The sequence below is a fragment of the Rhodopila sp. genome, from assembly GCF_965277165.1.
GTDB lineage: Bacteria > Pseudomonadota > Alphaproteobacteria > Acetobacterales > Acetobacteraceae > Rhodopila.
This window is the reverse complement of record NZ_CBDICE010000006.1, coordinates 1,572,041-1,593,732: the sequence shown is the minus strand read 5'-3', so window position 1 is coordinate 1,593,732 and position 21,692 is coordinate 1,572,041. Positions and strand designations below refer to the sequence as shown.

General features: G+C 64.4%; 24 protein-coding genes. 15 read left to right on the top strand and 9 right to left on the bottom strand.

Annotation, left to right across the window (positions count from 1 at the left end):
• Nucleotides 1-296 precede the first annotated feature (296 nt).
• Nucleotides 297-566, top strand: coding sequence for a GxxExxY protein (locus ACQY4Y_RS19415; protein ID WP_428492227.1), 270 nt, complete (start codon nt 297-299; stop codon nt 564-566).
• A 42-nt stretch (nt 567-608) separates the two neighbouring features.
• On the top strand, nt 609-1,883 hold the full coding sequence (locus ACQY4Y_RS19410; protein ID WP_428489471.1) for an ISNCY family transposase: 1,275 nt from the start codon (nt 609-611) through the stop codon (nt 1,881-1,883).
• Nucleotides 1,884-2,486: 603 nt separating this feature from the next.
• Here the strand turns inward: ACQY4Y_RS19410 and ACQY4Y_RS19405 are convergent.
• The 5 genes from ACQY4Y_RS19405 to ACQY4Y_RS19385 form a co-directional block, all read right to left on the bottom strand.
• The gene (locus ACQY4Y_RS19405) at nt 2,487-3,479 is read right to left on the bottom strand and encodes an EipB family protein (protein ID WP_428492226.1); all 993 of its coding nucleotides are present in this window, start codon (nt 3,477-3,479) and stop codon (nt 2,487-2,489) included.
• 37 nt (nt 3,480-3,516) lie between these two features.
• Nucleotides 3,517-5,373, bottom strand: a complete 1,857-nt coding sequence (gene aspS / locus ACQY4Y_RS19400) for an aspartate--tRNA ligase (protein WP_428492225.1) — start codon at nt 5,371-5,373, stop codon at nt 3,517-3,519.
• Nucleotides 5,374-5,517: 144 nt separating this feature from the next.
• Nucleotides 5,518-6,066, bottom strand: coding sequence for a GNAT family N-acetyltransferase (locus ACQY4Y_RS19395; RefSeq protein WP_428492224.1), 549 nt, complete (start codon nt 6,064-6,066; stop codon nt 5,518-5,520).
• An 80-nt stretch (nt 6,067-6,146) separates the two neighbouring features.
• Nucleotides 6,147-7,349 (bottom strand): pyridoxal phosphate-dependent aminotransferase, encoded by a 1,203-nt coding sequence (locus ACQY4Y_RS19390; protein WP_428493680.1) that lies wholly within the window; start codon nt 7,347-7,349, stop codon nt 6,147-6,149.
• A 19-nt stretch (nt 7,350-7,368) separates the two neighbouring features.
• The gene (locus ACQY4Y_RS19385) at nt 7,369-8,571 is read right to left on the bottom strand and encodes a pyridoxal phosphate-dependent aminotransferase (protein ID WP_428492223.1); all 1,203 of its coding nucleotides are present in this window, start codon (nt 8,569-8,571) and stop codon (nt 7,369-7,371) included.
• 244 nt (nt 8,572-8,815) lie between these two features.
• Between ACQY4Y_RS19385 and ACQY4Y_RS19380 the strand changes: the two genes are divergently transcribed.
• Nucleotides 8,816-9,058: a type II toxin-antitoxin system Phd/YefM family antitoxin gene (locus tag ACQY4Y_RS19380; protein WP_428492222.1), complete on the top strand. Its 243-nt coding sequence runs from the start codon at nt 8,816-8,818 to the stop codon at nt 9,056-9,058.
• Entirely contained in the window at nt 9,055-9,480 is a 426-nt protein-coding gene (locus ACQY4Y_RS19375) for a type II toxin-antitoxin system VapC family toxin (protein ID WP_428493679.1), read from the top strand. Before ACQY4Y_RS19380 ends, ACQY4Y_RS19375 begins: the two co-directional genes overlap by 4 nt.
• Before the next feature lie 334 nt (nt 9,481-9,814).
• Here the strand turns inward: ACQY4Y_RS19375 and ACQY4Y_RS19370 are convergent, their stop codons facing one another.
• Nucleotides 9,815-10,312, bottom strand: a complete 498-nt coding sequence (locus ACQY4Y_RS19370) for a hypothetical protein (RefSeq protein WP_428492221.1) — start codon at nt 10,310-10,312, stop codon at nt 9,815-9,817.
• Nucleotides 10,313-10,596: 284 nt separating this feature from the next.
• Here ACQY4Y_RS19370 and ACQY4Y_RS19365 point away from each other — a divergent pair, with 284 nt between their 5' ends.
• The 9 genes from ACQY4Y_RS19365 (at nt 10,597) to ACQY4Y_RS19325 (ending at nt 18,287) form a co-directional block, all read left to right on the top strand.
• Complete coding sequence (locus tag ACQY4Y_RS19365; protein ID WP_428492220.1) at nt 10,597-10,923, top strand: NIPSNAP family protein; 327 nt, start codon at nt 10,597-10,599, stop codon at nt 10,921-10,923.
• Nucleotides 10,924-11,253: 330 nt separating this feature from the next.
• Nucleotides 11,254-12,443, top strand: a protein-coding gene (locus tag ACQY4Y_RS19360) for an ISAzo13 family transposase (RefSeq protein ID WP_428492219.1) whose coding sequence is annotated in 2 segments (ribosomal slippage) — nt 11,254-11,743 and nt 11,743-12,443 — 1,191 coding nt in all. Because the reading frame shifts where the segments join, the coding sequence is not laid out codon by codon here.
• 191 nt (nt 12,444-12,634) lie between these two features.
• A complete protein-coding gene (locus ACQY4Y_RS19355) occupies nt 12,635-13,837 on the top strand; it encodes a hydantoinase/carbamoylase family amidase (RefSeq protein WP_428492218.1) in 1,203 nt (400 codons plus the stop codon).
• Nucleotides 13,838-14,106: 269 nt separating this feature from the next.
• Entirely contained in the window at nt 14,107-14,388 is a 282-nt protein-coding gene (locus tag ACQY4Y_RS19350) for an acyl carrier protein (RefSeq protein ID WP_428492217.1), read from the top strand.
• A gap of 24 nt (nt 14,389-14,412) precedes the next feature.
• Nucleotides 14,413-14,916 carry a 3-hydroxyacyl-ACP dehydratase FabZ family protein gene (locus tag ACQY4Y_RS19345; RefSeq protein ID WP_428492216.1) on the top strand — a complete coding sequence of 168 codons (504 nt, stop codon included), beginning with the start codon at nt 14,413-14,415 and terminating at the stop codon, nt 14,914-14,916.
• A complete protein-coding gene (locus ACQY4Y_RS19340; RefSeq protein WP_428492215.1) occupies nt 14,906-16,087 on the top strand; it encodes a beta-ketoacyl-ACP synthase in 1,182 nt (393 codons plus the stop codon). Before ACQY4Y_RS19345 ends, ACQY4Y_RS19340 begins: the two co-directional genes overlap by 11 nt.
• Before the next feature lie 53 nt (nt 16,088-16,140).
• Entirely contained in the window at nt 16,141-17,454 is a 1,314-nt protein-coding gene (locus tag ACQY4Y_RS19335) for a beta-ketoacyl-ACP synthase (protein WP_428492214.1), read from the top strand.
• A 216-nt stretch (nt 17,455-17,670) separates the two neighbouring features.
• Nucleotides 17,671-18,000: a nucleotidyltransferase domain-containing protein gene (locus ACQY4Y_RS19330; RefSeq protein WP_428492213.1), complete on the top strand. Its 330-nt coding sequence runs from the start codon at nt 17,671-17,673 to the stop codon at nt 17,998-18,000.
• On the top strand, nt 17,997-18,287 hold the full coding sequence (locus tag ACQY4Y_RS19325; RefSeq protein WP_428492212.1) for a hypothetical protein: 291 nt from the start codon (nt 17,997-17,999) through the stop codon (nt 18,285-18,287). Before ACQY4Y_RS19330 ends, ACQY4Y_RS19325 begins: the two co-directional genes overlap by 4 nt.
• Nucleotides 18,288-18,482: 195 nt before the next feature.
• On the opposite strand, the gene ACQY4Y_RS19320 is transcribed toward ACQY4Y_RS19325, so the two are convergent.
• Both ACQY4Y_RS19320 and ACQY4Y_RS19315 read right to left on the bottom strand, forming a co-directional pair.
• A complete protein-coding gene (locus tag ACQY4Y_RS19320) occupies nt 18,483-19,058 on the bottom strand; it encodes a TMEM175 family protein (RefSeq protein ID WP_428492211.1) in 576 nt (191 codons plus the stop codon).
• A gap of 78 nt (nt 19,059-19,136) precedes the next feature.
• Nucleotides 19,137-19,661, bottom strand: a complete 525-nt coding sequence (locus ACQY4Y_RS19315; protein WP_428492210.1) for a DUF6790 family protein — start codon at nt 19,659-19,661, stop codon at nt 19,137-19,139.
• 301 nt (nt 19,662-19,962) lie between these two features.
• Between ACQY4Y_RS19315 and ACQY4Y_RS19310 the strand changes: the two genes are divergently transcribed.
• Together ACQY4Y_RS19310 and ACQY4Y_RS19305 are read left to right on the top strand one after the other, a co-directional pair.
• Nucleotides 19,963-20,070 (top strand): hypothetical protein, encoded by a 108-nt coding sequence (locus ACQY4Y_RS19310; RefSeq protein WP_428493678.1) that lies wholly within the window; start codon nt 19,963-19,965, stop codon nt 20,068-20,070.
• Between the two features lie 383 nt (nt 20,071-20,453).
• Nucleotides 20,454-21,257 (top strand): SDR family NAD(P)-dependent oxidoreductase, encoded by an 804-nt coding sequence (locus tag ACQY4Y_RS19305; protein ID WP_428492209.1) that lies wholly within the window; start codon nt 20,454-20,456, stop codon nt 21,255-21,257.
• A gap of 30 nt (nt 21,258-21,287) precedes the next feature.
• On the opposite strand, the gene ACQY4Y_RS19300 is transcribed toward ACQY4Y_RS19305, so the two are convergent.
• Nucleotides 21,288-21,689: a Zn-ribbon domain-containing OB-fold protein gene (locus ACQY4Y_RS19300; RefSeq protein ID WP_428492208.1), complete on the bottom strand. Its 402-nt coding sequence runs from the start codon at nt 21,687-21,689 to the stop codon at nt 21,288-21,290.
• Nucleotides 21,690-21,692 lie beyond the last annotated feature (3 nt).

Genomic DNA, 21,692 nt, shown 5'->3' with positions numbered 1-21,692 from the left:
CCGTGGCCGCGGCGATGCCAATTGGGCCGATATTCCGCGGAAAGGCGCTGGCGAAGCCGGAAACCTGCTCCGTGCCACTCCGTGGCCTTGATCTTTCTCCGTGTTAAAGCCTTCGCGACGCCCGCACGCCGAGGCCGGGATGCGCCGAGAGGTCGTGTTTCGTCATGCTCCGGGTGTGCGCGTGGGGCTTGGTGGGTCAATACGAGGCATAGGGGCGAACGCGTTGCGGCTTCGGCTTTTGTTAAGGTTTAGCACGGAGAAAGTGACGAACCCACTGAGCGCCACAGAGATCGATGGTGTTGCAGCATCGCGCGCTGACCGAACGCTCCATTGGGTTGGCGATCGACGTGCATCGCGAGGTCGGGCCTGGGCTGTTGGAGACGGTTTGTGCTGCCGGTCTCTGCCTGGAACTGAACCAGGCGGGCATTGCGTTCGGGCGTCAGGTGGCGATCCCGGTGATCTATAAGGGCATCCCGATCGGGCTGGGGTTTCACGCCGATGTCGTGGTTGAGGACGCGGTGATCTTCGAAGTCAAGGCGGTGCCGGCGCTTGTTAGCCCCAAGTAGGAATGTCCCCTCCGTCCAAAGTTAGAATGTCCCCTTTTGCGCATGCTTGGGGACGCAATGGCCGAGACGGGGTTGTGGATGACGCAGGCGGAGCGCGATCGCGCCTATTGGGTGCGCCAGTCGATCGAATGTCGGTTGGGCCAGGCTGAAGCAGCGGAGCGCGTTGGCCTCAGTGTCCGCCAATTCAAGCGCTTGGTGCGTAAGGCGAAGACTGAGGGCGACGCGGGTCTGGTTTCGCATCAGCGCGGCCGGCCATCGAACAACCGGATGTCGGCGGCGCTGCGCGGTCGTATCGCGACGCTGCTGAGGGACAAATACCCCGACTTCGGCGCGACGCTGGCGGCGGAGAAGCTGCTGGAGTTGGACGGGATCGTCGTTTCGGCAGAGACGATCCGCCAGATGCAGATCGGCCTTGGCCTGTGGCGGCCCAAGCGCCGCCGGGCCAGGCGGGTGTTTCAGCTCCGCCAGCGGCGTCCGCGGTTTGGCGAGTTGATCCAGATCGACGGCAGTGCGCACCACTGGTTCGAGCGGCGCGGGCCGCGCTGTGCGCTGATCGTGTTCATCGACGACGCCAGCGGCCGGCTGACCGCGCTACGCTTCGCCCCGGCGGAGACGACGGCGGCCTATCTGGCGGCGCTGCGCGGCCACGTGCTGGACCATGGCCGGCCGCTGGCGTTCTACTCCGACCGGCACGGCATCTTCCGGATCAACGCTAAGGACGCCACGAGCGGCGACGGCAAGACCGAGTTCGGACGGGTGGCGGATCGGCTTGGGATCGAGCCGATCCATGCGCTGACCCCGCAGGCCAAGGGTCGTGTCGAGCGCGCCAACCAGACCCTGCAGGACCGGCTGGTCAAGGAGATGCGTTTGGCCGGCATTGGCTCGATCGAGGCGGCGAATGGCTTCGCGCCGGCGTTCATGGCGCGCTTCAACGCAAAGTTTGCGGTGCCGCCGCGCGACCCGGCTTCGGCGCACCGGCCGTGGACGAAGACCGCGCAAGCGTTGGACGACGAACTGGCACGGCGCGAGCAGCGGGTGCTGTCGAAGGCGCTGACCTTCCGCTCCGGCGGGACGATGTATTGCGTCAAGACACCCGGGCCTGGCACCGCGCTGCGCGGCGCGAAGGTGACGCTGCATCACTTTCCCGACGGTGCGCTGAGGGTGCATTACAAAGACCGGATCCTGCCGGTAACGGCCTATGCCCGCTATGCCATGCCCGCCCCGGCGGTGGACGGCAAGACCATCGATGCCCGGATCGACGCAATGATCGCTGCGCGGCACATCCCCAACGCCGCGGTTGAAACCGTCCCGGGGTGAGTACAGCCCGCGTAACAGCCGCCGCAGCCGTGGATAAGTGGCCCGCTTGCGCCCGATTCTGAACGATCACTCCAGCGGGCCACTTACCCACCGCTCCAACACCGCGATTGGACTAACGCTTGACCGGTGCCCACCCCCCGCCCAGCCCACAGGGGACATTTTAACTTTGGGGAGTCAGGGGACATCTCTACTTTGCATTGACAGGCGGTGCCGGCGCTGATCCCGGCGCATGAGGCGCAGATCCTGAGCTGTCTGCGAATGAGCCGGCTTGGTGTCGGGTTGTTGCCTAATATGAGTTGGCCTCAAGTTTCGGGTTGACTGGAAAAGAATGAGATTCGGATTGCTGTTGCCATTCAGCCTTTCAACCATGGTGCGATTGGCACGATCGACCAGGCTAGCGCCAAACGTGCGAGCCTGGCTCTTTAGCCTTACATTCAGCCCGGCACTCGTCCCAGCCGAAATCGGCCGGCAGAAAGAGAGATCGGTTTTAGGATGAAGTGCAACTTTCTTGCTGGCCGCGGGCACGCGGCGCGCGTGGTTCGCAGTTCGTCGTTAGTAGCCATTTCCGGTTAGATGGAGCGAGGGAGAACCGCACCCCAAACCTCAGCACCGATGCGGCTGTGGCGCGAACTCCTGCATCTTGGCGTTCATCACGAACTCGCCAAAATCCATCTTCATATTGTCGGCCACCCCGTTCTCCCAATACCGCATCGCCACCTCATACGACGGCATCATCGATTCGGGGCCATGATCGAAGAACGCGATGTTGACCTTGGTGCTGGGCAACGACGATAGCGTCGGCCACTTGTTCGGCGTCGGCGGCTTCCAGTCGAGCACCACGATGAAGCTGTCCTCCACCCCGTTCTCGTCGGTGCCGTCGAACAGCGGCAGGGCGAGGAAATGCTTCTTGCCGCGCGCCGCGGCGATGATCGCGGCGGTGTGCGCCATCGGGAACAGGGTGCCCGGCGGCAGCGCGCTGGTGGTGTCATGCGGGGAGTTGTAGTGCGCCTCGCCGGGACCGCCGACCTTTGACAGCGACGCCTCGCCGTCGGTCTGGCTGGTCACCGCGGTATCGGTGGTCTGGCGCATGTGATAGCGGAACTTCAGCCCGTCCTTGGACTCCCAGGTGGCATAGTCCGAGGCCATCTGGATGTCCTGGCCGTCGGCGTTGGTGATTGTCATGTTCAGCCGCTGGCGCACCGCCCAGCCGTCGCAGGCATCGGTCACCTCATAGCCCATGGTGCCGCGGGCAGCGATCACGTCGTTGCTCTTGGCGCTGTCCAGGGTCAGCGAATACAGCGCCTTGTGCGCGATCAGCAGGCTTGGCACCGAGGGCACGCTCGGCGCCGCGGTATTGGCCGCGAGGGCCGGCGGAACAGCAAAGATGGCGGTCAGAAACAGTGCGCCGAGGGCGGCGGGAAGGCGCATGAAGAACTCCGCTGGAAAGATCGCCGCGAACCGGCGCTTGAACGTCGCCGCGATGCGACGCTTGAACGTCGCCGCGATGCGGCGCGTGAACATAGCCCCACGTCGGCACCATGCGCCACCGCCGATCGCGGCGCCGCGCCCCGTCTCAGCCACCAGCGTCTCAGCCACCAGCGTCTCAGCCCCTCGCGTCTCAGCCCCTCGCGTCTCAGCCACCCGCGATCTTCGGCGCCGCCTCTGGCGTCGGCGCGCCGGCCCCGGCCGGCTGCGGTGCCGCCCCCGCCTTCGGCCTGATCGGCGCAATATCGAGCCGCAGCGACAATTCCTTCAGCCTCGCCGCAGCAATCTCCGCCGGCGCCCCCATCATCAGGTCCTCGCCCTGCTGGTTGAGCGGAAACAGAATCACCTCGCGGATATTCGGCTCATCGGCCAGCAGCATGACAATGCGGTCGATCCCCGGGGCGGCGCCGCCATGCGGGGGTGCGCCGTAGCGGAACGCATTCAGCATGCCGCCGAAATGCTGCTCCACATCGGCCGCGGTCATGCCGGCGATTTCGAAGGCGCGGATCATCACGTCGGGGCGGTGGTTGCGGATCGCCCCCGAACACAGCTCGATGCCGTTGCAAACGATATCGTACTGATACGCCTTGACGGTCAGCGGATCCTTGCTGTTCAACGCCTCCAGTTCGCCCTGCGGCATGCTGAACGGGTTGTGGCTGAAATCGACCTGCCCGGTCTCCTCGTTCAACTCGAACATCGGAAAATCGGTGACCCAGCAGAACCGGAAGCTGCCGCTTTCCATCAGGCCGAGTTCCTCCGCCAGGCGAGTCCGCACCGTGCCGGCAAATCTGGCCGCGATATCCTTCTTGCCGGCGGCGAAGAACACCGCATCGCCCGGCTGCAGGCCGCACGCCATCCGGATCGCTTCGGCCCGATCGGCTTCCAGGTTGCGCGCGATCGGCCCTTTCGGACCCTCGGCATCGAACGTGATATAGCCCAAGCCCCCCTGCCCCTCCGCCTTCGCCCAATCGTTCAGCTTGTCGAAGAAGCTGCGCGGCTGCGCCCCCGCCCCCGGCGCCGGAATTGCTCTGACGATGCCGCCCGAGGCGGCGATGCGGGCAAACAGCCCAAAACCGGACCCGGCGTAGTGTTCGGTGACATCGGCGATACGGATCGGATTGCGCAGGTCCGGCTTGTCGGACCCGAACGCCAGCATCGCCTCGTCATACGGGATGCGCTGGAACGGCGGCCTGGTCACCGCCCGGCCGTCGGCGAATTCCTCGAACACACCGGCGATCACCGGCTCGATGGTGTTGAACACGTCCTCCTGGGTGACGTAGCTCATCTCGAAATCGAGCTGGTAGAACTCCCCCGGCGAGCGGTCGGCGCGCGACGCCTCGTCGCGGAAGCACGGCGCGATCTGGAAATAGCGGTCGAACCCGGCGACCATCAGCAATTGCTTGAATTGCTGCGGCGCCTGCGGCAGGGCGTAGAATTTCCCCGGGTGCAACCGGGCCGGCACCAGGAAGTCGCGCGCCCCTTCGGGCGAGGACGCAGTCAGCAACGGCGTCTGGTACTCCAGGAACCCCTGCTCGATCATCCGCCGCCGGATCGAGGTGATGACCCGGCTGCGCAGCATCATGTTATGGTGCAGCTTGTCGCGCCGCAGGTCGATGAAGCGGTATTTCAGCCGGATGTCCTCGGGGAATTTTTCCTCTCCGGCAACCTGCATGGGCAGCACCTCGGCGGCGGATTGAACCACCAGGTCGGCGACCCGCAATTCGATCTCCCCGGTCGGCAGCCGCGGGTTGATGGTGCCGGCCTCGCGCATCACCACCTGGCCGGTGACGGTGATGACGCTTTCCGGCCGCACCGCGTCGGCGGCAGCGAAGCCCGGGGTGCCGGCGGCGAACACGCACTGGGTAATGCCGTAATGGTCGCGCAGGTCGATGAACAGCAGCCCGCCATGGTCGCGCTTGGCGTGTACCCAGCCCGACAACCGAGCCTCGATCGTTGCGTCGCTGGCGCGCAGGGCGCCGCAGGTATGACTACGGTAGGCGTGCATCGTTGAGGTCCCGGGGGAAAATGGGCGAGGGGAAATGGGCGAGGAAAAATAAGCCAGGCCCGACGGCCCCTGGCATCAGGACCCTCCGGCATCAGGCCGGCACACAAGCCCCGCGCGGTTGGTCAAGTCAAGCGATTGTCAGGCTCAGCCCGAAGGGTCAACGGTCGAACCATCCACCAGCTTGACAAAGCCGAACTCCTGCGAATTCGAGAGATCGTTCAGCACCCTGACCGGACCGACCCGCGCATAACCGCGTTTCTGGTAAAACCGATGCGCGCGGTGAAAGCGCGTGTCGCTCCACAGCGCCAGGCGCCGGGCACCGGCCGCGGCGGCATAGCCTTCCGCCCGGTCCAGCAACGCATGACCCAGGCCCAACCCATGTCGCTCGGGATCGACATAGACGCGGCAGATTTCCCAACTCGGCGGCTCGATCGGCCGCACCGCGATCATGCCGACCAGCGCGGTGCCCGACTCGGCGATCCCCGCCTGGGCGATCCCCGCCTGGCCGATCCCCGCCTGGCCGATCCCCGCCTGGACGATCCCCGCCTGGACGATCCCCGCCTGGGCGGTCCACAGCCGGCCACCCTGACCGCGATAGTAGCTGTCCAATGCCCGCAGTTCCGGCATCTCCCGGTCAACATCCATGATGACACCCGGATATTGCGACCAGCAGGCCGCGATCAGCGCGATCATGCCGGCACCATCGGCGTCGCGCCCTGCTCGGATCAGCCAGCCCGGATCAGCCAGCCCGGATTGGCGAGGCCCACCACCGCTCAGCGCAGGCCCTCGCAGAAAGTCTGGATCCGCCGCAGGCCCTCGGCCAGATCATCATCCGCCGTCGCGGTGCTGATGCGCAGGAACGGGCTCATGTGGTAGGCCGCGCCGAACACCGTGGCAACGAAGTTCTCCTCCAGCAAGGCCAGGCAGACGTCCTCGTCAGTGTTCAGCCCGCGTCCGCCGGCGGTGGTCTTGCCCAGGCAGCCGGCGACATTCGGGAACACGTAGAACGCGCCCTCCGGCTTGTGACAACTGATGCCCTTGGCCGCGTTCAACTGCTCCACCGCCAGGTCGCGACGCCGCTCATAGGCCGCGATCTGCACATCGACGCCGTCCTGAGGGCCGTCCAACGCGGCAGTGGCGGCGGCCTGTCCCGGCGTCGAAATCCCCGCCGTGGCCTGCCCCTGCATCACCGTCATCGCCTTGATCAAGGTCTTCGGGCCCCCCGCGAAGCCGACCCGCCAGCCGGTCATCGCATAGGTCTTCGACACCCCCGAAACCGTCAGCGTCCGCCCCTTCAGGTCCGGCGCCACCTGGGCAAACGTCGCGTGCTGAAACCCGTCGAACACCAGGTGCTCGTACATGTCGTCCGACAGCACCCAGACATGCGGATGGCGGCGCATCACCGCGGCGATCTCGGCGATCTCGGCCGCCGAACAGCACGCCCCAGTCGGATTGTTCGGGTTGTTGAGGATCAGCCACTTGGTCCGAGGCGTGATCGCCGCGTCGATATCCTCGGCGCGCGGCTTGAAGCCGTTGTTCTGCGGGCAGTTCACCAGCACCGGCACGCCGCCGCACAACTGGGTCATCTGCGCATAGGCGATCCACGACGGCACCGGAATGACCACCTCGTCGCCGGGGTCCACCGTCGCCATGATCGCGTTGAACAGACACTGCTTGCCGCCGTTCGATACGGTGATCTCCTCCAGCGCGTAGTCCAGCCGCGAATCGCGCATGAACTTGCGCTGAATCGCCTCCTTCAGCGCCCGCGTGCCATCCTGCGGGGGGTATTTGGTGTCGCCCTTCAGCGCCGCCTGATACGCCGCCTCGATGGCATGCGGCGGACTGTCGAAATTCGGCTCCCCGGTGGTCAGCGTGACCACCGGCTTGCCGGCGGCGCGCAATTCCCGCGCCTTGATCGTCATCCGCACGCTAGCCGCCAACTCGACCCGGCCGATCCGCCGCGACAGCCCCGGCATCGTCCCCACCCCCGACATCCTAGTGCATCCCCTGGCAGAAGCGCTGAATACGCACGCACGCCTCGCGCAGCTCCTCGGTCGCATTGGCATAGCTGATTCGGATGTAACCGGGATAGCAGAACGCCGCGCCATGCACCGTCGCCACCCCTTGCTCGGCCAGCAAGGTCAATGCGAACGCCTCGTCGTCCTTGATCGCCACCCGGCCCTCGCTGGTCTTGCCGATACAGCCGTGGATCGACGGATACACGTAGAACGCCCCATCCGGCCTGCTGCAGTTGATCCCCGGCGCCTGGTTCAGCATCTCCACCACCAGGTCGCGCCGCTGTTCGAACACCACGCGCATCTCTTCCACCGTGTCCTGCTGTCCCAGCAGTGCCTCGACCGCCGCCGCCTGGGCGATCGAGTTCGGGTTCGAGGTCGATTGGCTCTGCAACTTGTCCATCGCCTTGATCAGCGCCACCGGGCCACCGGCAAAGCCGATCCGCCAGCCGGTCATCGCATACGACTTCGACACCCCGTGCACCGTCAGCGTGCGATCCTTCAACCGAGGCTCCACAGCCACGATCGTGCCCGGCTTGAAGCCGTTGTATACCAGCTTGTCGTAGATGTCGTCGGTCAGCACCCAGACGTGCGGGTGGCGCAGCAGCACCTCGCAGATCGGCCTGAGCTCGTCCGCGCTGTACGCCGCGCCGGTCGGGTTGCACGGATTGTTCAGCATGAACCAGCGAGTCCGCGGCGTAATCGCCGCCTCCAGGTCCTCCGCGCGCAGCTTGAAGCCATTGTTCTGCCCGCACGGCACCAGCACCGGCTTGCCATCCGCCAGCGTCACGATGTCCGGATAACTCACCCAGCACGGGCTGGGAATGATCACCTCGTCGCCGGCATTCAGCGTCCCCAGCATGGCGTTGAACAGCACCTGCTTGGCACCGGTCGAGACGATGATCTCCTCCGGCTTGTACTCTATGCCGCTGTCACGCGCGAACTTGGTCGCCACCGCGCGGCGCAGCACCTGCGTCCCCGCCACATCGGTATATTTCGTCTCGCCCGCCTCCAGCGCTCGGATCGCCGCGTCCTTGATGTTGCGCGGAGTGTCGAAATCCGGCTCCCCCTGCGACAGGCTGATGACGTTCTTGCCCTCGGCGATCATGCGCCGCGCGACAGTGGAGATCGCAATGGTTAGGCTGGGCTGAATACGGTCGAGCCGTTCGGCGGTGAGAGACATCGGGACATACCAGTTCGAGAAAGGACAGGCGGCGTAAAGCCCGCCAACCTACCCGCGCCCATGACCCGGATCAACCGCAACGCCCAGCCTCCCAGGGTAGAAGCCCCCCGGGATTGAAGCCCCTTCCCACGCTGCACAGCCGCACAGCCGGCTCCCCCTGGCGTGACCGCCTCCCAGGCGCTCAGAACTTGCCAGACCCCACTGCAAGCCTATATATGACCAACAACTTAGTCAGGACAACGACATGGACACAATCAACCTCGCGGAAGCCAAAGCGCATCTCAGCGACCTTGTCGCCCGCGCCGAGGCGGGCGAGTGCGTCCAGATCAGCCGGCGGGGACAACCCGTGGCGGAACTTCGCCCCGCCGCGCGCCCGCGAACAGCCATTGACATAGCGATGCTGCGCGCCCTGACCGATACGATTCCGCCCGCCACCCAGCCAGCCGAAGCGCTGGTTCGGACGATGCGCGACCAGGACCGCTACTGACGCTCTACCTCGACACTTCGCTGCTGGTCGCCGCCCTGGCCAACGAGCCCGCCACCCATCGCATCCAGGCCTGGCTCGGACGCCAGCGGCCGGAAACCCTGCTGATCAGCGACTGGGTCCTCACCGAACTGGCCTCCGCCCTCTCCATCAAGGTCCGCACCGGCGACCTCAGCGGCCCGGACCGAGCCCGTTTGGCTAGCGTGTTCACCCGGCTGCGAACCGAATCCCTGACCGTTCTGCCGGTCAACCGAAGCCACTTCGGCACCGCTGCCGGGTATGTCGAACAAGCCAGCCTCGGCCTGCGCGCCGCCGACGCCCTGCACGTCGCCATCGCGGCGGAGCACGGCGCGACCCTATGCACGCTCGATCGCCGCCTCGCCGAAGCCGCCACCACCCTCGCGGTCAGCGCCGAACTGGTTTAGTTAGGTCGAACACATTGACAAACCAACCAACTTTTCCCTTGCTTAAGAGCCTGCAATTGCCGACGAATTGACTGCTCCTGAATCATCCGGCACAGACGACAATATAGCAGATGACAGTCCTAAAGCATTTTTATGGGCTCTAAAATCCTTCTTGAGGAAAGGGGAGGAGTCCTCAAAACCAAAATGCTGCCGATGCCAGATCATATAGCCTTCTCGCTCGGGACTCATCTTCACCTTAATGTCGTCCGCGAGACCGAGTAGCCGCTGGTTTTCCAGCCCGAGCTCCTTATTGACCAGAATAGCTCCTTCGGTATTGAAAGAAATCAGTCCTCTGTCAAAAGCCGCAACGGCAGTCGCGATCCTCGATTAACCACCTACGGAGTATATCCTGCCCTACGCGCTGCTTAACCAGTCGAAGAATCTCAGTCTCAACGGGGTGGTGTACAATAGCTTTTTCGAAATCCGCCAGAATGGGATTATGGCTGTCGCCCAAGACGATGGCCTTGGCTTCCGCCGATTGCACATATGCCCGGATTTTAGCCGGAATGGCGGAATACTGCTTTATGCCTCTTGGTCTTTGGACGCTGGTATGAAGACCCAATTCTGTCATCTGCTTAAGCGCAAAGGCAACGTAGTTGACCCAGGCGATTTGTTTGCCATCGGCCTGTCTACGAGTCTGTTGCTCTATGCTGAGTCCGGCCGCCTTGGTGCAGTTTTGTCTAGCCTCAATATTGGTATACGATTGTTTCTCCAGCGCCCATGGAAGGAGGTAGGGAAACAATTCGTCACCCCACGGTAGGTCATTGAATTCTCGCGTGCTGGCCGCTGTCATTGTAATACGCTATGTTTGATGGTGCCTTTCTTTAGGAGTTTCGACCAAAGACCTTTACGACGGGTTAATTTCTGGGACGGGATTCGCCGCCACAATGTGCTTCAGCATACGCAACGCCCTCCTGTTTCAACAAGTCGTTTCTTAGGCACTCAGACCGGATAACTGCAGATCATCATTAAAATACCGTAAGGAAAGCACGCACTCAATAAATTGGGATGCAATACCCTTGCTCACTACGCAGCGCCGCAGCAGACTTCGATCGTCGCAATTCCTGGAGGAAACCCATGATCTACGAACTCAGAATCTACGAAGCCATGCCCGGCCGCCTGCCCGACCTCAACACCCGCTTCAGCACCATCACCCTCAACATCTGGCAGCGCCACGGCATCCGCCAGGCCGGCTTCTGGACCACCCTGATCGGCGAATCCAACATGACCCTCTACTACATGCTGGCCTGGGAATCCCTTGCCGAACGCGAAACCAAATGGAACGCCTTCCAGGCCGACCCCGAATGGCACGCCGCGCGCGCCAAGACCGAGGCAAATGGCCCCCTCGTCGCCAAGGTGACGAACTACATCCTGGGCCCAACCCCCTACTCCAGCGTCAAGTAAGCCGAACCAGCATGCCGGGGTGAGCTCACCTCACGCCGGCATCCCGAATGCTCCAACCGCGGACCAGATGCTGACCTCCAACCAAACAGACGCAGTCCGTCAATTACCACGCCATAATAAACTTCGTGTCTCCGTGTTGACAAAACCAACAAGCGCACGAACCGCGCCGACAACCCATCGAAGACGTCAACAGCAGCAACCAGCCTTCCATCACCAACCGCCCCTTAGGACCCGCCGAGAAATTATCGAATCGCAGCGACTTTAAGAACGCAGGAATAGAATCGCGAATTTGCTGGCTGCGACGCGGTACCGCACGGCTAACCTGAGCCGGTGATTGATATCGACGACATCCGCGCGCGCTGGCAGTTGGCGGCCCCGTTTCTCGACGAGCGTGGACGGCGCTTGTTCGCCGCCAATGAAGCGCTGGCCCAAGGGCTCGGCGGCGTCACCGCAACCGCGCGAGGGTCGGGGCTGGCGCACAGTACGATCAACCGTGGCATGCGCGAGCTTCGGTCTGCGCGCAACGATATCGATCGGCGGGTGCGCCGTCCGGGCGCCGGGCGTAAGCCTGCGGTGGCGCATCAGCCTGGCCTGCCGGCAGCGTTGGAAGCGCTAATCGAGTCGGCGATCCGCGGTGATCCGGGTTCGCCGTTGCGCTGGGTCAGCCGCAGTCAGCGTCACCTGGTCAAGGCGCTCGCCGAGCAGGGGTTCAAGGCCAGCCAGCGCGTCGTCGCCAATCTGCTGCGGGAGCTGAACTACAGCTGTCAGGCCAACAGCAAGACCCGAGAAGGCGGTAAGCACCCTGACCGGGATGCGCCACCGTGAAGGCCGCGACCAACGCCGGCGAGCCGGCGATCTCGGTCGACACCAAGAAGAAGGAACTGGTCGGCGACTTCAAGAACAACGGCCGCGAACTGCGTCCCAAGGGCCAGCCGGAGGCGGTGCGGGTGCACGATTTCAAGATCCCCGCGTTGGGCAAGGTCGCCCCCTACGGCGTGTATGACATCGCGGCCAATCATGGCTGGGTCAGCGTCGGTGTTGATGCCGATACCGGGGCATTTGCCGTCGAGAGTATCCGGCGCTGGTGGTACAAGCTTGGCCAAACGCGCTATCCCAATGCCAAATGCCTAACGATCACCGCCGACTGCGGCGGCAGCAACGGGCCGCAAGTCAAGCTATGGAAGCGCGAGTTGCAGCGCTTCGCCGATCAGACCGGTCTGACGGTGACGGTGGCTCACTTGCCGCCTGGCACAAGCAAATGGAACAAAATCGAACACCGCCTGTTCGCCTTCATCACCACGAGGCGCGGCAAGCCACTGGTCAGCCATCAGGTGATTGTTCAGCTGATCGGATCGACAACAACCGAAACTGGCCTCAAGGTCTGCTGCGAGATCGACGGAAACCTCTACCCAAAGGCAATCAAGATCACGCACAAGGAAATGCAGGCGATCAACATCACCCGCGATGAGTTCCATGGCGAATGGAACTACACCATAGCACCCACCCAACGACCGCCTTGAAGCACTTATTATTCCGCAGGCCCTAAACAGCCGCCTCGTCCAAGACCGATTCGCGGGAAATGCTGATCAGCATCTTCACCCGCCTCATGCGCGCGATCTCGTCCGCACGAACAAACCCCGGCGCACGAACAAACCCCGGCCGGAATGGCGCCGTTTCGGTCCGACGCGCAACCGCCCCCAGGAGCCCACGCATGCCCGCCATCGACCCAACCCGCCTGCTCCGCGACCTCTACGCGACGGGCGAAATCGGCAAATACAAAACCGGCGTGCACCGCCCCACCTTCTCCCCCCAAGACGTCGAAGCCCGCCACTGGCTCGCAGCAAAGCTAACCGAGGCCGGCCTGGACACCTCGATCGACGGCATCGGCAACGTCTTCGGCCGCGACCCCACACCGGGGCGCAAGCTGCTGATCGGCAGCCACATGGAAACCCAGAACCATGCCGGCTGGCTGGACGGCGCCCTCGGCGTGATCTACGGCCTGGAGGTCGCCCGCAGCCTCGGTCACGGCATCGACGTCGCCGCCTGGGCCGACGAGGAAGGCCATTTTGGCTCGTTCATCGGCAGCCGGTCGTTCTGCGGCCTGCTGACCGAGGCCGAAATCGACGCCTGCGCCAATCGCGAATCCGGGGTCTCGTTGCGCGATGCGCTACGCCAGGCCGGGTTCGCCGACCGTCCGCGGCAGACCATCGACGCCGCGCGCTACCGCGGCTACCTCGAAGCCCATATCGAGCAAGGCGCCGACCTTGAAGACCACCATCTGCGGCTCGGAATCGTCACCGCCATCGTCGGCAGCCACCGCTTCCGCATCCAGTTCAAGGGCCAGCAGAACCACGCTGGCACCACCCGCATGGCGGTGCGCCGCGACGCCGGGGTCGCGCTGGTCAAGCTGGCCGCCGCCATCGAAACCCACTTCCCGCGGATCGCCGGGCCGCGCACGGTGTGGACGACGGGCGATATCAAGCTCGACCCCGGCGCCCCCAGCATCGTGCCGGGCGCCGCTGAACTGGTGTTCCAGTTCCGCGATACTGATCCGGCAATCCTGAACGCGCTCGACGCCGCGCTGCACGACCTGGTGGCCGAAGCCGCCAACGGCCCCTGCGAGGTCCGCATCGCCCATCGCGCGACCACCGCCCCCAGCGCGATGGATCAAGGCTTCCGCCAGGCCCTGTCGACCGCCGCCCAAACCCACGCCCCCGGCCTGCACCAGTCGATGCCGTCCGGCGCCGGCCACGACGCCCAGATCATGTCACAACGTCTGCCGTCGGCAATGCTGTTCGTCCCCAGCATCGGCGGCATCAGCCACCACTACGCCGAAAACACCAGCGACCAGGACATCACCCTCGGCTGCCAGGTGCTCACCGACGCCGCCGCCGCGATTCTCGCCACGGAGTGAGGGTCGGACAGCAAGGCCGGGGCTTTGCCCCGAACCCCACCAAGGGCCGGCGGCCCTTGGAACCCCGGTATAGGGACTGGGTGAGGAGGGGGCTACTCGAGGAATGCAACGAACTCGGTCGCCCCCTCCTTACCCAGTCCCTAAATCAATGGGATCAAAGGGGGCGTCGCCCCCTTTGCGGGTCCGGGCAGAGCCCTGCCTTTCTTGCGGACTCTTGCCACCCATGGGCGACAATGTTAGTGCCGCGCGACTTTCTCAGGGGCTTGGGCATGGCATCGACGTACGAAACCGTGGCGGGGATCATCTCCGACACCTGCGACATTGAACCCGACAAGATCACGCCCGAAAGCCATGCGATCAACGACCTGGGCATCGACAGCCTGGACTTCCTCGATGTCGCGTTCGCCATCGACAAGGCGTTCGGCATCAAGATGCCGCTGGAGCAATGGACCCAGGACGTGAACGCCGGCAAGGTTACCACCGACGAGTATTTCGTGCTGAAGAACCTCTGCGCCAACATCGACAAGCTGGTGGCGGCCAAGGCGGCATGACCGCCGCCCAAGCGGTGTGACCTGATGCGCCTGGAATACTTCCAGATGGTCGATCGGATCATCGAACTCGACGTCGCGGCCGGCCGCATCGCAACCGCCGGCCAGGTGCCCGACCGGTCCCCGGTGTTCGAGGGCCATTTCCCCGGCTATCCGATCCTGCCCGGGGTATTGATGATCGAGACCATGGCGCAGACCGGAGGCTGGCTGGTGCTCGCCACCCTGCGCTGTGCCCGGATGCCGTTCCTGATCCAGGTCGAAAAAGCCAAGATGCGATCCATCGTCCCACCCGCCCAAGACCTGCGCACCGAGGCAACCCTGCTGCACGAAGGCTCCGGCTACGCGGTCGCCAAGGCCTCCATCACCGCCGGCGGCAAGAAAATCGCCGACGCCGAACTGCGCTACGGAGTCGTGGTGTTCCCCAACCCGACCTTGCGCGCGGCGATGATCGCCACCGCCCACCGCATCGGGCTGGCAACAGCGTTCCTGCCCCCGGCGGAGGCCGCGGACGGGTCAGCCGATGGTGCATGACCGCGACGCGCTGATCACCGGCATCGGCATCGTATCCAGCCTCGGCTGCGGCACCGACGCGCACTGGCAGGCGTTGAACGATTTCCGCTCGGTGCTGGACCCGACCAGCTTCGCCCCCTTCGCGGTGCATCCGCTGGCCGCGCTGGACTTCGACCGTCAGATCCCCAAGCGCGGCGACCAGCGCCAGATGGAGGCCTGGCAGCGCATCGGCGTGTTCGCCGCCGGCCTGGCGCTGGAGCAAGCCGGCGTAAAGGGCAACACCGATCTGTTGTCGAGGATGGGGATGATCGTCGCGGCCGGCGGCGGCGAGCGCGACTACGCTGTCGATTCGGCCCTGCTGTCGGGTTATCCGCACGCCACCAACCCTGGACTCTTTCTGAACCAGCATTTGCAGGGCGAGCTGCGGCCGACCCTGTTCCTGGCACAACTGTCCAACCTGCTGGCCGGCAACATCTCCATCGTGCATGGCGTCATCGGATCGTCCCGCACCTTCATGGGAGAGGAAGCCGCCGGCGCCGACGCCGTCCGCATCGCCTGTGCTCGCATTGCCGCCGGCCAGGGCGAGATCATGCTGGTCGGCGGGTCATACAACGCGCAGCGTGCGGACGTGGTGTTGCACTATGAGATGGGTGGACTACAGCGCAGGGCGCCATTCGGCCCGATCTGGGAGCGCCAGGCGTCCGGCGGCGGCCTGGTGCTGGGATCGGTCGGCTGCTTCCTGGTGATCGAAGCCCGAGCCCATGCCGCCATTCGGGGCGCACCGGCCTGGGCGCACATCGCCGCGATCTGCACCGACCGCAGCCGCCGCCTGCCGGGCGAGGCCGCCGCCAATGCCAAGGCGCAGTTCCAGACCATGGCCGCACACTACCATCCAACCGAAGCCGCGGTGATCTCCGGCGCCTCGGGAGTCGCCGCGGCGACACAGGAGGAAGCGACGTTCCTGGCTGACCTGGCAGTCCCGGTGCGGGCCACCGCGACGGCGCTGGGCCACGCGCTGGAGCCGTCGTTCCCGGCCAGCCTGGCGTTCGCCGCGTTGGCGGTTCGCCACGCCGCGCTGTTCCCGCCGCTGGAGCCCGCCGAACGGCCGATGACAACACCGCTGCGGCAAGCCCTGGTGACATCCTGGGGCCACTGGCGCGGCGAATCGCTCGCCCTCGTCACCGCCGCCTGAAGCTGTTGAGCAAGAGCACCCATCCGAGGGGGGGCAACCCGCAGGGAAGCATAATGACCATCGACACCGATCACCTGGGCCGCCGCATCGTCGTGGTGACCGGCATGGGCGTGCTCACCTCGCTGGGTCAGGGCCAGTCGGCCAACTGGCAGGCGCTGACCGCCGGGGTGTCCGGCATCCACCGGATCTCCCGCTTCCCGATCGACGGCCTGCGCACGACGATCGCCGGCACCGTCGATTTCGTGCCGGTGACCGAGCCTTCCGCCCCGGCCTTGTCGCAACGGATGGCCGAATTGGTCATCGAGGAAGCCATCGCCGAGGCCGGCATCGGACGGTTCGGCGATTTCCCCGGGCCTCTGTTCCTGGCGCTGCCGCCGGTGGAGCTCGAGTGGCCGCAGCGTTTCGCCATGGCGGCGGCGTCCGGCGTGGACCACAAGCCGAGCACTGAACACGGTTCGGACGCCGAACGAACCGTGTCCTACAGCGACCTGTTGCGGGCCGCCAGCGGCGGAGCGTTCGAACCGTATTATCGCCGCTTCCTGTTCGGATCGGTCGGCGAGAACCTGGCTGATCGGTTCGGCACCAAAGGTTCGCCGGTAACCACCTCGACCGCCTGCGCCTCCGGCGGCACCGCGATCCAGCTTGGGGTCGAGGCGATTCGCCGCGGTGAAGCCGACAGCGCGCTGGTGGTCGGCACCGACGCCTCAGTCAACCCCGAGAGCCTGATCCGGTTCTCGCTGTTGTCGGCGCTGTCAACCCGCAACGACCCGCCGTCATCGGCGTCGCGCCCGTTCAGCAAGGACCGCGAAGGCTTCGTGATGGCCGAGGGCGCCGGCGCCCTGGTGCTGGAAAGCCTCGCCGCCGCCCAGGCTCGCGGCGCCACGGTGCTGGGCGTGATCGAGGGCTGCGGCGAGGTGGCGGACGGCTTCCATCGCACCCGGTCCTCGCCCGACGGCAAGCCGATCATCGCCTGCATGCGCAACGCGCTGGCCGACGCCGGGCTCGACCCGGCGGCGATCGATTACATCAACGCGCACGGCACCGGCACGCCGGAGAACGACAAGATGGAATGGGTCGGCATCACCGCGGTGTTCGGCGATCGGGCCGGATCGATCCCGGTGTCATCGAACAAGTCGATGATCGGCCACAGCCTGACAGCGGCCGGCGCGGTGGAGGCGATCTTCACCCTGCTGGCGATCCGCGACGGCTTGCTGCCGCCGACCATCAACTACGATCTGCCCGACCCGGCTCTGCCGGTGGATTGCGTGCCGAACCTCGCCCGCCCGGCCACGGTGCGCCACGCGATATCGAATTCGTTCGGCTTCGGCGGCCAGAACGTCTGCCTGGTGATCGGCGCCCCGGCGTAGCCGCGAATACGAGACGCCGGCGGTCTGCGGTATAATACAAACACCGCATCGCCGATGCCGGAACCGCCGCCCAGTCGGGACTGCGTCACCTGCTAAAAGGGGAGCTTCGTCGAACCCGCCGACCTGACCTTACGGAGCGGGGGACGGCGTGCCCCGCGCGTTTCCACGCGGGATGCACGATATCAAATGGACCACGGTTATGCTAGGCTTGAGAGAATGACTGAACCGGTTCATCCCTCGTCCGATCCCGTGCTCGTCGGCTTCCGTCAGGCGCTGACCAAGATGTATGGCGATCGTCTTGACCGTGTGGTGTTGTATGGCTCCCGCGCGCGCGGCGACGCGCGTGCTGAGTCCGACTACGACGTGGCGGTGTTCCTGAGCAACATGGATGACCGCGGCGTCGAACTCTACCGACTAGCCGACCTGAGCACCGAAATTATTGACCAGACCGGCGAATTTGTGCACGCGATGCCTTATCGCGCTGGTGCCTATGATGAGCGGACGCAGCTTATGCTTGGCATCCGCACGGACGGTATCGACCTGTGACGCCGGAAGCCGCCGCGTTTCTCGGCAAGGCTCGTGCGGCGCTGGGGAAGGCAGACGGAATGCTCGACCGCTGCCCCAATGAGGCAGGCCGCGAGGCGTATCTCGCGGGATTGCATGCCGCGCAAGCCTTGATCCTGGAAATCACCGGCAAGCTCGCGAAATCGCATCGCGGCGTGCAGAGTGAGCTTGGACGGCTGAGCCGTGTTGACCCGGAATTGCGTGCTTTCCTGAGCCGCACTTACCAACTCAAGGCCATTGCCGAGACCGGCGAGCTGAATTTTTCCTGAACGGGCGAGAGCCGCGATAGAGGTGGGCAAGCGCTTAGTAGCGAAGGTGGTCGAAATGATTGAGAAGCGCTTAAAGCCGCCTAACTCAAATCTTGACATGGAAAAATCACTACCGAACTCGCGCAATCGTTCTGAAGTATCCGGATGTAGGCGTGGTCTAGAATTCAAGACTTCCGGACAGGTTCGCTGTGCTGGTCAGGCGGCTTTACGAGTGCGAGAGCCGAAAAAAGCCGAGACAGGCATGATCAAAAGCAAGATCCAGTGCGCAATCTTCATTCGGCCACCAAACGCCACCGCTGCCGACATCAGGAAGACAATCGCGGTGAAAAAGGGTGAAAGGATCATGTCCGGGCGAACGCCAGGCTGCAGGATCCGATTGGCGAGAAAGGGCTCTCGCAAGCCATACGCAGACAGTGCGGCTGAGAGCATCGAAACGAGCGTCATAACGACCGCATACAGAATGAACGCGAAGCGGTCGCCGTGTTCGCTGAGCACGCCGGTCGCGAAGGGTATCAGGCAGAGAGTCAACAGGTAGAACAAGTTCAGCCAAAGCAGCCCGCTATTGACCTGACGAATGTAGCTGAACTTGCGGTGGTGCCCGAGCCAACTCATCCCAATGATGATGAAGGTAAAGACGAAGATGAGCAGTTTCGGTCCCATGGTCAGCAGCGCATCCCATATCGCCGCATCTCCTCCCTCCACCGGCGGTAGCCGCAGATCGATAACCAGCAGCGTGATGGCAACAGCGAATACGCCATCGCTGAAGGCCAATAGCCGCTCCGGTCCGAAGAGCTCCCTCTGCCCTGGTGTCGCCATTACTCGGTCTTTCTCGTTATGCCGAGCGCTACGCTACTGGATGGCCCAGCCCGGGCGCCTCTGGCGGTATTGGAGCCAAAGCAGCACGAAGCCGAGCAGCGGAATGAGGATGTCCAGGTAGAAGATGATTCCGGCATTGCCCGGCGCAAAATTATGTGTTGTCACCATCTGCTGGACGTGACCGACGGCGGCACCAAGCATGAAGATGCCGGGGCCGATCACCGCCACGAGCCGGCGGTCGAAACTGGCAAAAGCGGCGATGAAGCCGGCGACCGCAAAGCCCAGGCTCGCCGTGCCAACCTCGACCTGAAAGGGGCTGTCCGCCCAGCCAATGAACGCAGCTGCGATCCGGCCGAAGAATACGTGGAAAACGAAATTAACTAGATACATGAAACCAATATTAAGAAGGACATACCACGCCAGGAGCTTGTCAACCGCAACCGCGCTGCTGATCGGCCGTGGCATCCGCGCAATCGCTATCGCAGAGGCAATCAAGCCGATCACAAAGAAGGTGAGCACATAGTTTGATATGACGGCTGCTATAACTATCTTAATCATGCCGTGCCTTAGCCAAAAATCCGATGCGTCTTGCGCCGGCTCATTGGACTGTACTCTCAACCTATTGAGCTTGGCCAGTATCGGAGCGGCAAACGCGACTCAGGTGAACGGAATGAGCTTTGGCCAAATGTGACGCGTCTGCCCCCCGCGTCGTCGACCTTCGGATCAGACTTGAAGATGTGTGGAACATGTCGCGCGATACGACCGACCTTCTCAACATCGCCCGCGAAATGCAGCGAGCCGGGGCTGGTATTCGGTCACTGGCCGAGCCGTTCCTTGAAACACGTCCGACTTTGCCGAGATCGTTTTTGCGATCCTTGGCGTTGCCGCGAATCTCGAACATCGCCGCATCAAAGAGCGCACGGCGCGAGGCCGTGCTGACGCGAGAGCGAAGGGCGTGAAATTCTAGTGTCCTGCCCGAGAAGTTCGCCGCACTTCGCAGCGGACGCATGGGATCGGCAGGCCACTGAAAACAAATGGCTAGTGTCCCGAGGCTGGGGTTCGCCTGATAGGGCGAACTTCGGACTCGCGAGACTAGACCTCGAGAGAGGTCGTCAATACCAAAGTACTTACGAGCGTGAGCATCGGATGAGCCGCCTTTCAGTGTGCCGCATTAGCCGGGCCCACCGTCGGTCACATAGCATCAGGCCCGGAAATTGACAGGTCTCTGGACGGACCAGCACCCTTCTGTAACGACCCCCTGATCAGCCGACGATTTGGCATCCCGCCCGGCTCGCCGCAAACTGCGGCGTAGAACTAAAATGCCGCACCGCGGCGCGGGAGGAACCAACAATGCCGACACCACCCAAGACAGCCATCGTCACCGGAGCCGCCAGCGGCCTGGGACGCGCCATGGCGCTCGGCCTGTCCGACGCCGGGTTTAACGTCATCGCCGTCGATCGCAACGCCGCCGGCCTTGCCACCCTGCCCGAGCCGATCGCACCGCTCACCGCCGATCTCGCACAGCCCGATTCGTTCGATCGCATCGTATCCGAAACCATGACCCGGTTCGGCGGCATCGAGGTCCTTGTCAACAACGCCGGCATCGGCCAGGCGGCGATCCGCCCCGATCAGCGCGCCAACCCGATCCGCTTCTGGCAGATCACCCCCGACCAGTGGCAACGCTTCGTCAGCATCAATGCCACCGCGCCGATCCTGATGTCGCGCGCGGTGCTGCCGCACATGCTGCAGGCCAACAGCGGGCGCATCATCACCGTGACCACCAGCCTGGGAACCATGGTCCGCGCCGGTCACCTGCTCTACGGATCGAGCAAGGCCGCGCTCGAATCGTCGATGGCGGTGCTCGCCGCCGACCTGGACGGCACCGCCGTCACCGCCAACGTCCTGGTGCCCGGCGGCACCACCGATACGCCGCTGGTGGGCCAGGCCGGCGACCGGTCCAAGATGCTGCGGCCCGAGATCATGCTGCCGCCACTGCTCTGGTTGGTCTCCGATCAGGCGGTGGGCGTCAGCGGCCGACGCTTCATCGCCGCCGACTGGGACGCCTCGTGTCCGGCGTCCCAGGCAGCGGAAGCCGCCGGAGCGCCGGTGGCTTGGCTGAGCATCGCCCGCATGCCGATCGAGCCCGGCACATGACCGTCCGGGCCCTGACCCGTGCCGCGCGGGTCAGGCCGGGGTGAACACCGGCATCGACGGTCCATCGCCCTCGGTCTTGGCGAATGCCACCTTCACCGGCTGACCGATCTTCAGCGCCTTGAAGTCGCACTCGACGAAGTTGGTCAGCACCTTGGGACCCTCGGCCAGCGTGACATAGCCGATGGCGTAGGGCGGATTGGCCCGCTCCATCACGCTGAACGTGTAGATCGTGCCCTTGCCGGAGGCCTGCTCCCAGGCGCAGGCGCCAAAGCAGAACGGGCACAGTTCGCGCGGATAGTGGTGCACCTTTTTGCAACTGGTGCAGCGCCGCACCATCAGCTTGCCGGCGGACGCGCCGTCAAAGAACGGCTTGGTTTCCGGATTGGTCTCGGCGCTGCCGACGAACTGGATTTTGCGCGCGGTTTCGGCCATGTC

Coding starts and splice junctions, on each gene's coding strand:
- ACQY4Y_RS19315 (WP_428492210.1), bottom strand. CDS start 19,661: ATGATTAAGATAGTTATAGCAGCCGTCATATCAAACTATGTGCTCACC.
- ACQY4Y_RS19395 (WP_428492224.1), bottom strand. CDS start 6,066: ATGATCGCGCTGATCGCGGCCTGCTGGTCGCAATATCCGGGTGTCATC.
- ACQY4Y_RS19385 (WP_428492223.1), bottom strand. CDS start 8,571: ATGTCTCTCACCGCCGAACGGCTCGACCGTATTCAGCCCAGCCTAACC.
- ACQY4Y_RS19355 (WP_428492218.1), top strand. CDS start 12,635: ATGCCCGCCATCGACCCAACCCGCCTGCTCCGCGACCTCTACGCGACG.
- ACQY4Y_RS19340 (WP_428492215.1), top strand. CDS start 14,906: ATGGTGCATGACCGCGACGCGCTGATCACCGGCATCGGCATCGTATCC.
- ACQY4Y_RS19350 (WP_428492217.1), top strand. CDS start 14,107: ATGGCATCGACGTACGAAACCGTGGCGGGGATCATCTCCGACACCTGC.
- ACQY4Y_RS19330 (WP_428492213.1), top strand. CDS start 17,671: ATGACTGAACCGGTTCATCCCTCGTCCGATCCCGTGCTCGTCGGCTTC.
- ACQY4Y_RS19305 (WP_428492209.1), top strand. CDS start 20,454: ATGCCGACACCACCCAAGACAGCCATCGTCACCGGAGCCGCCAGCGGC.
- aspS (WP_428492225.1), bottom strand. CDS start 5,373: ATGCACGCCTACCGTAGTCATACCTGCGGCGCCCTGCGCGCCAGCGAC.
- ACQY4Y_RS19410 (WP_428489471.1), top strand. CDS start 609: ATGCTTGGGGACGCAATGGCCGAGACGGGGTTGTGGATGACGCAGGCG.
- ACQY4Y_RS19390 (WP_428493680.1), bottom strand. CDS start 7,349: ATGCCGGGGCTGTCGCGGCGGATCGGCCGGGTCGAGTTGGCGGCTAGC.
- ACQY4Y_RS19300 (WP_428492208.1), bottom strand. CDS start 21,689: ATGGCCGAAACCGCGCGCAAAATCCAGTTCGTCGGCAGCGCCGAGACC.
- ACQY4Y_RS19345 (WP_428492216.1), top strand. CDS start 14,413: ATGCGCCTGGAATACTTCCAGATGGTCGATCGGATCATCGAACTCGAC.
- ACQY4Y_RS19365 (WP_428492220.1), top strand. CDS start 10,597: ATGATCTACGAACTCAGAATCTACGAAGCCATGCCCGGCCGCCTGCCC.
- ACQY4Y_RS19380 (WP_428492222.1), top strand. CDS start 8,816: ATGGACACAATCAACCTCGCGGAAGCCAAAGCGCATCTCAGCGACCTT.
- ACQY4Y_RS19370 (WP_428492221.1), bottom strand. CDS start 10,312: ATGACAGCGGCCAGCACGCGAGAATTCAATGACCTACCGTGGGGTGAC.
- ACQY4Y_RS19335 (WP_428492214.1), top strand. CDS start 16,141: ATGACCATCGACACCGATCACCTGGGCCGCCGCATCGTCGTGGTGACC.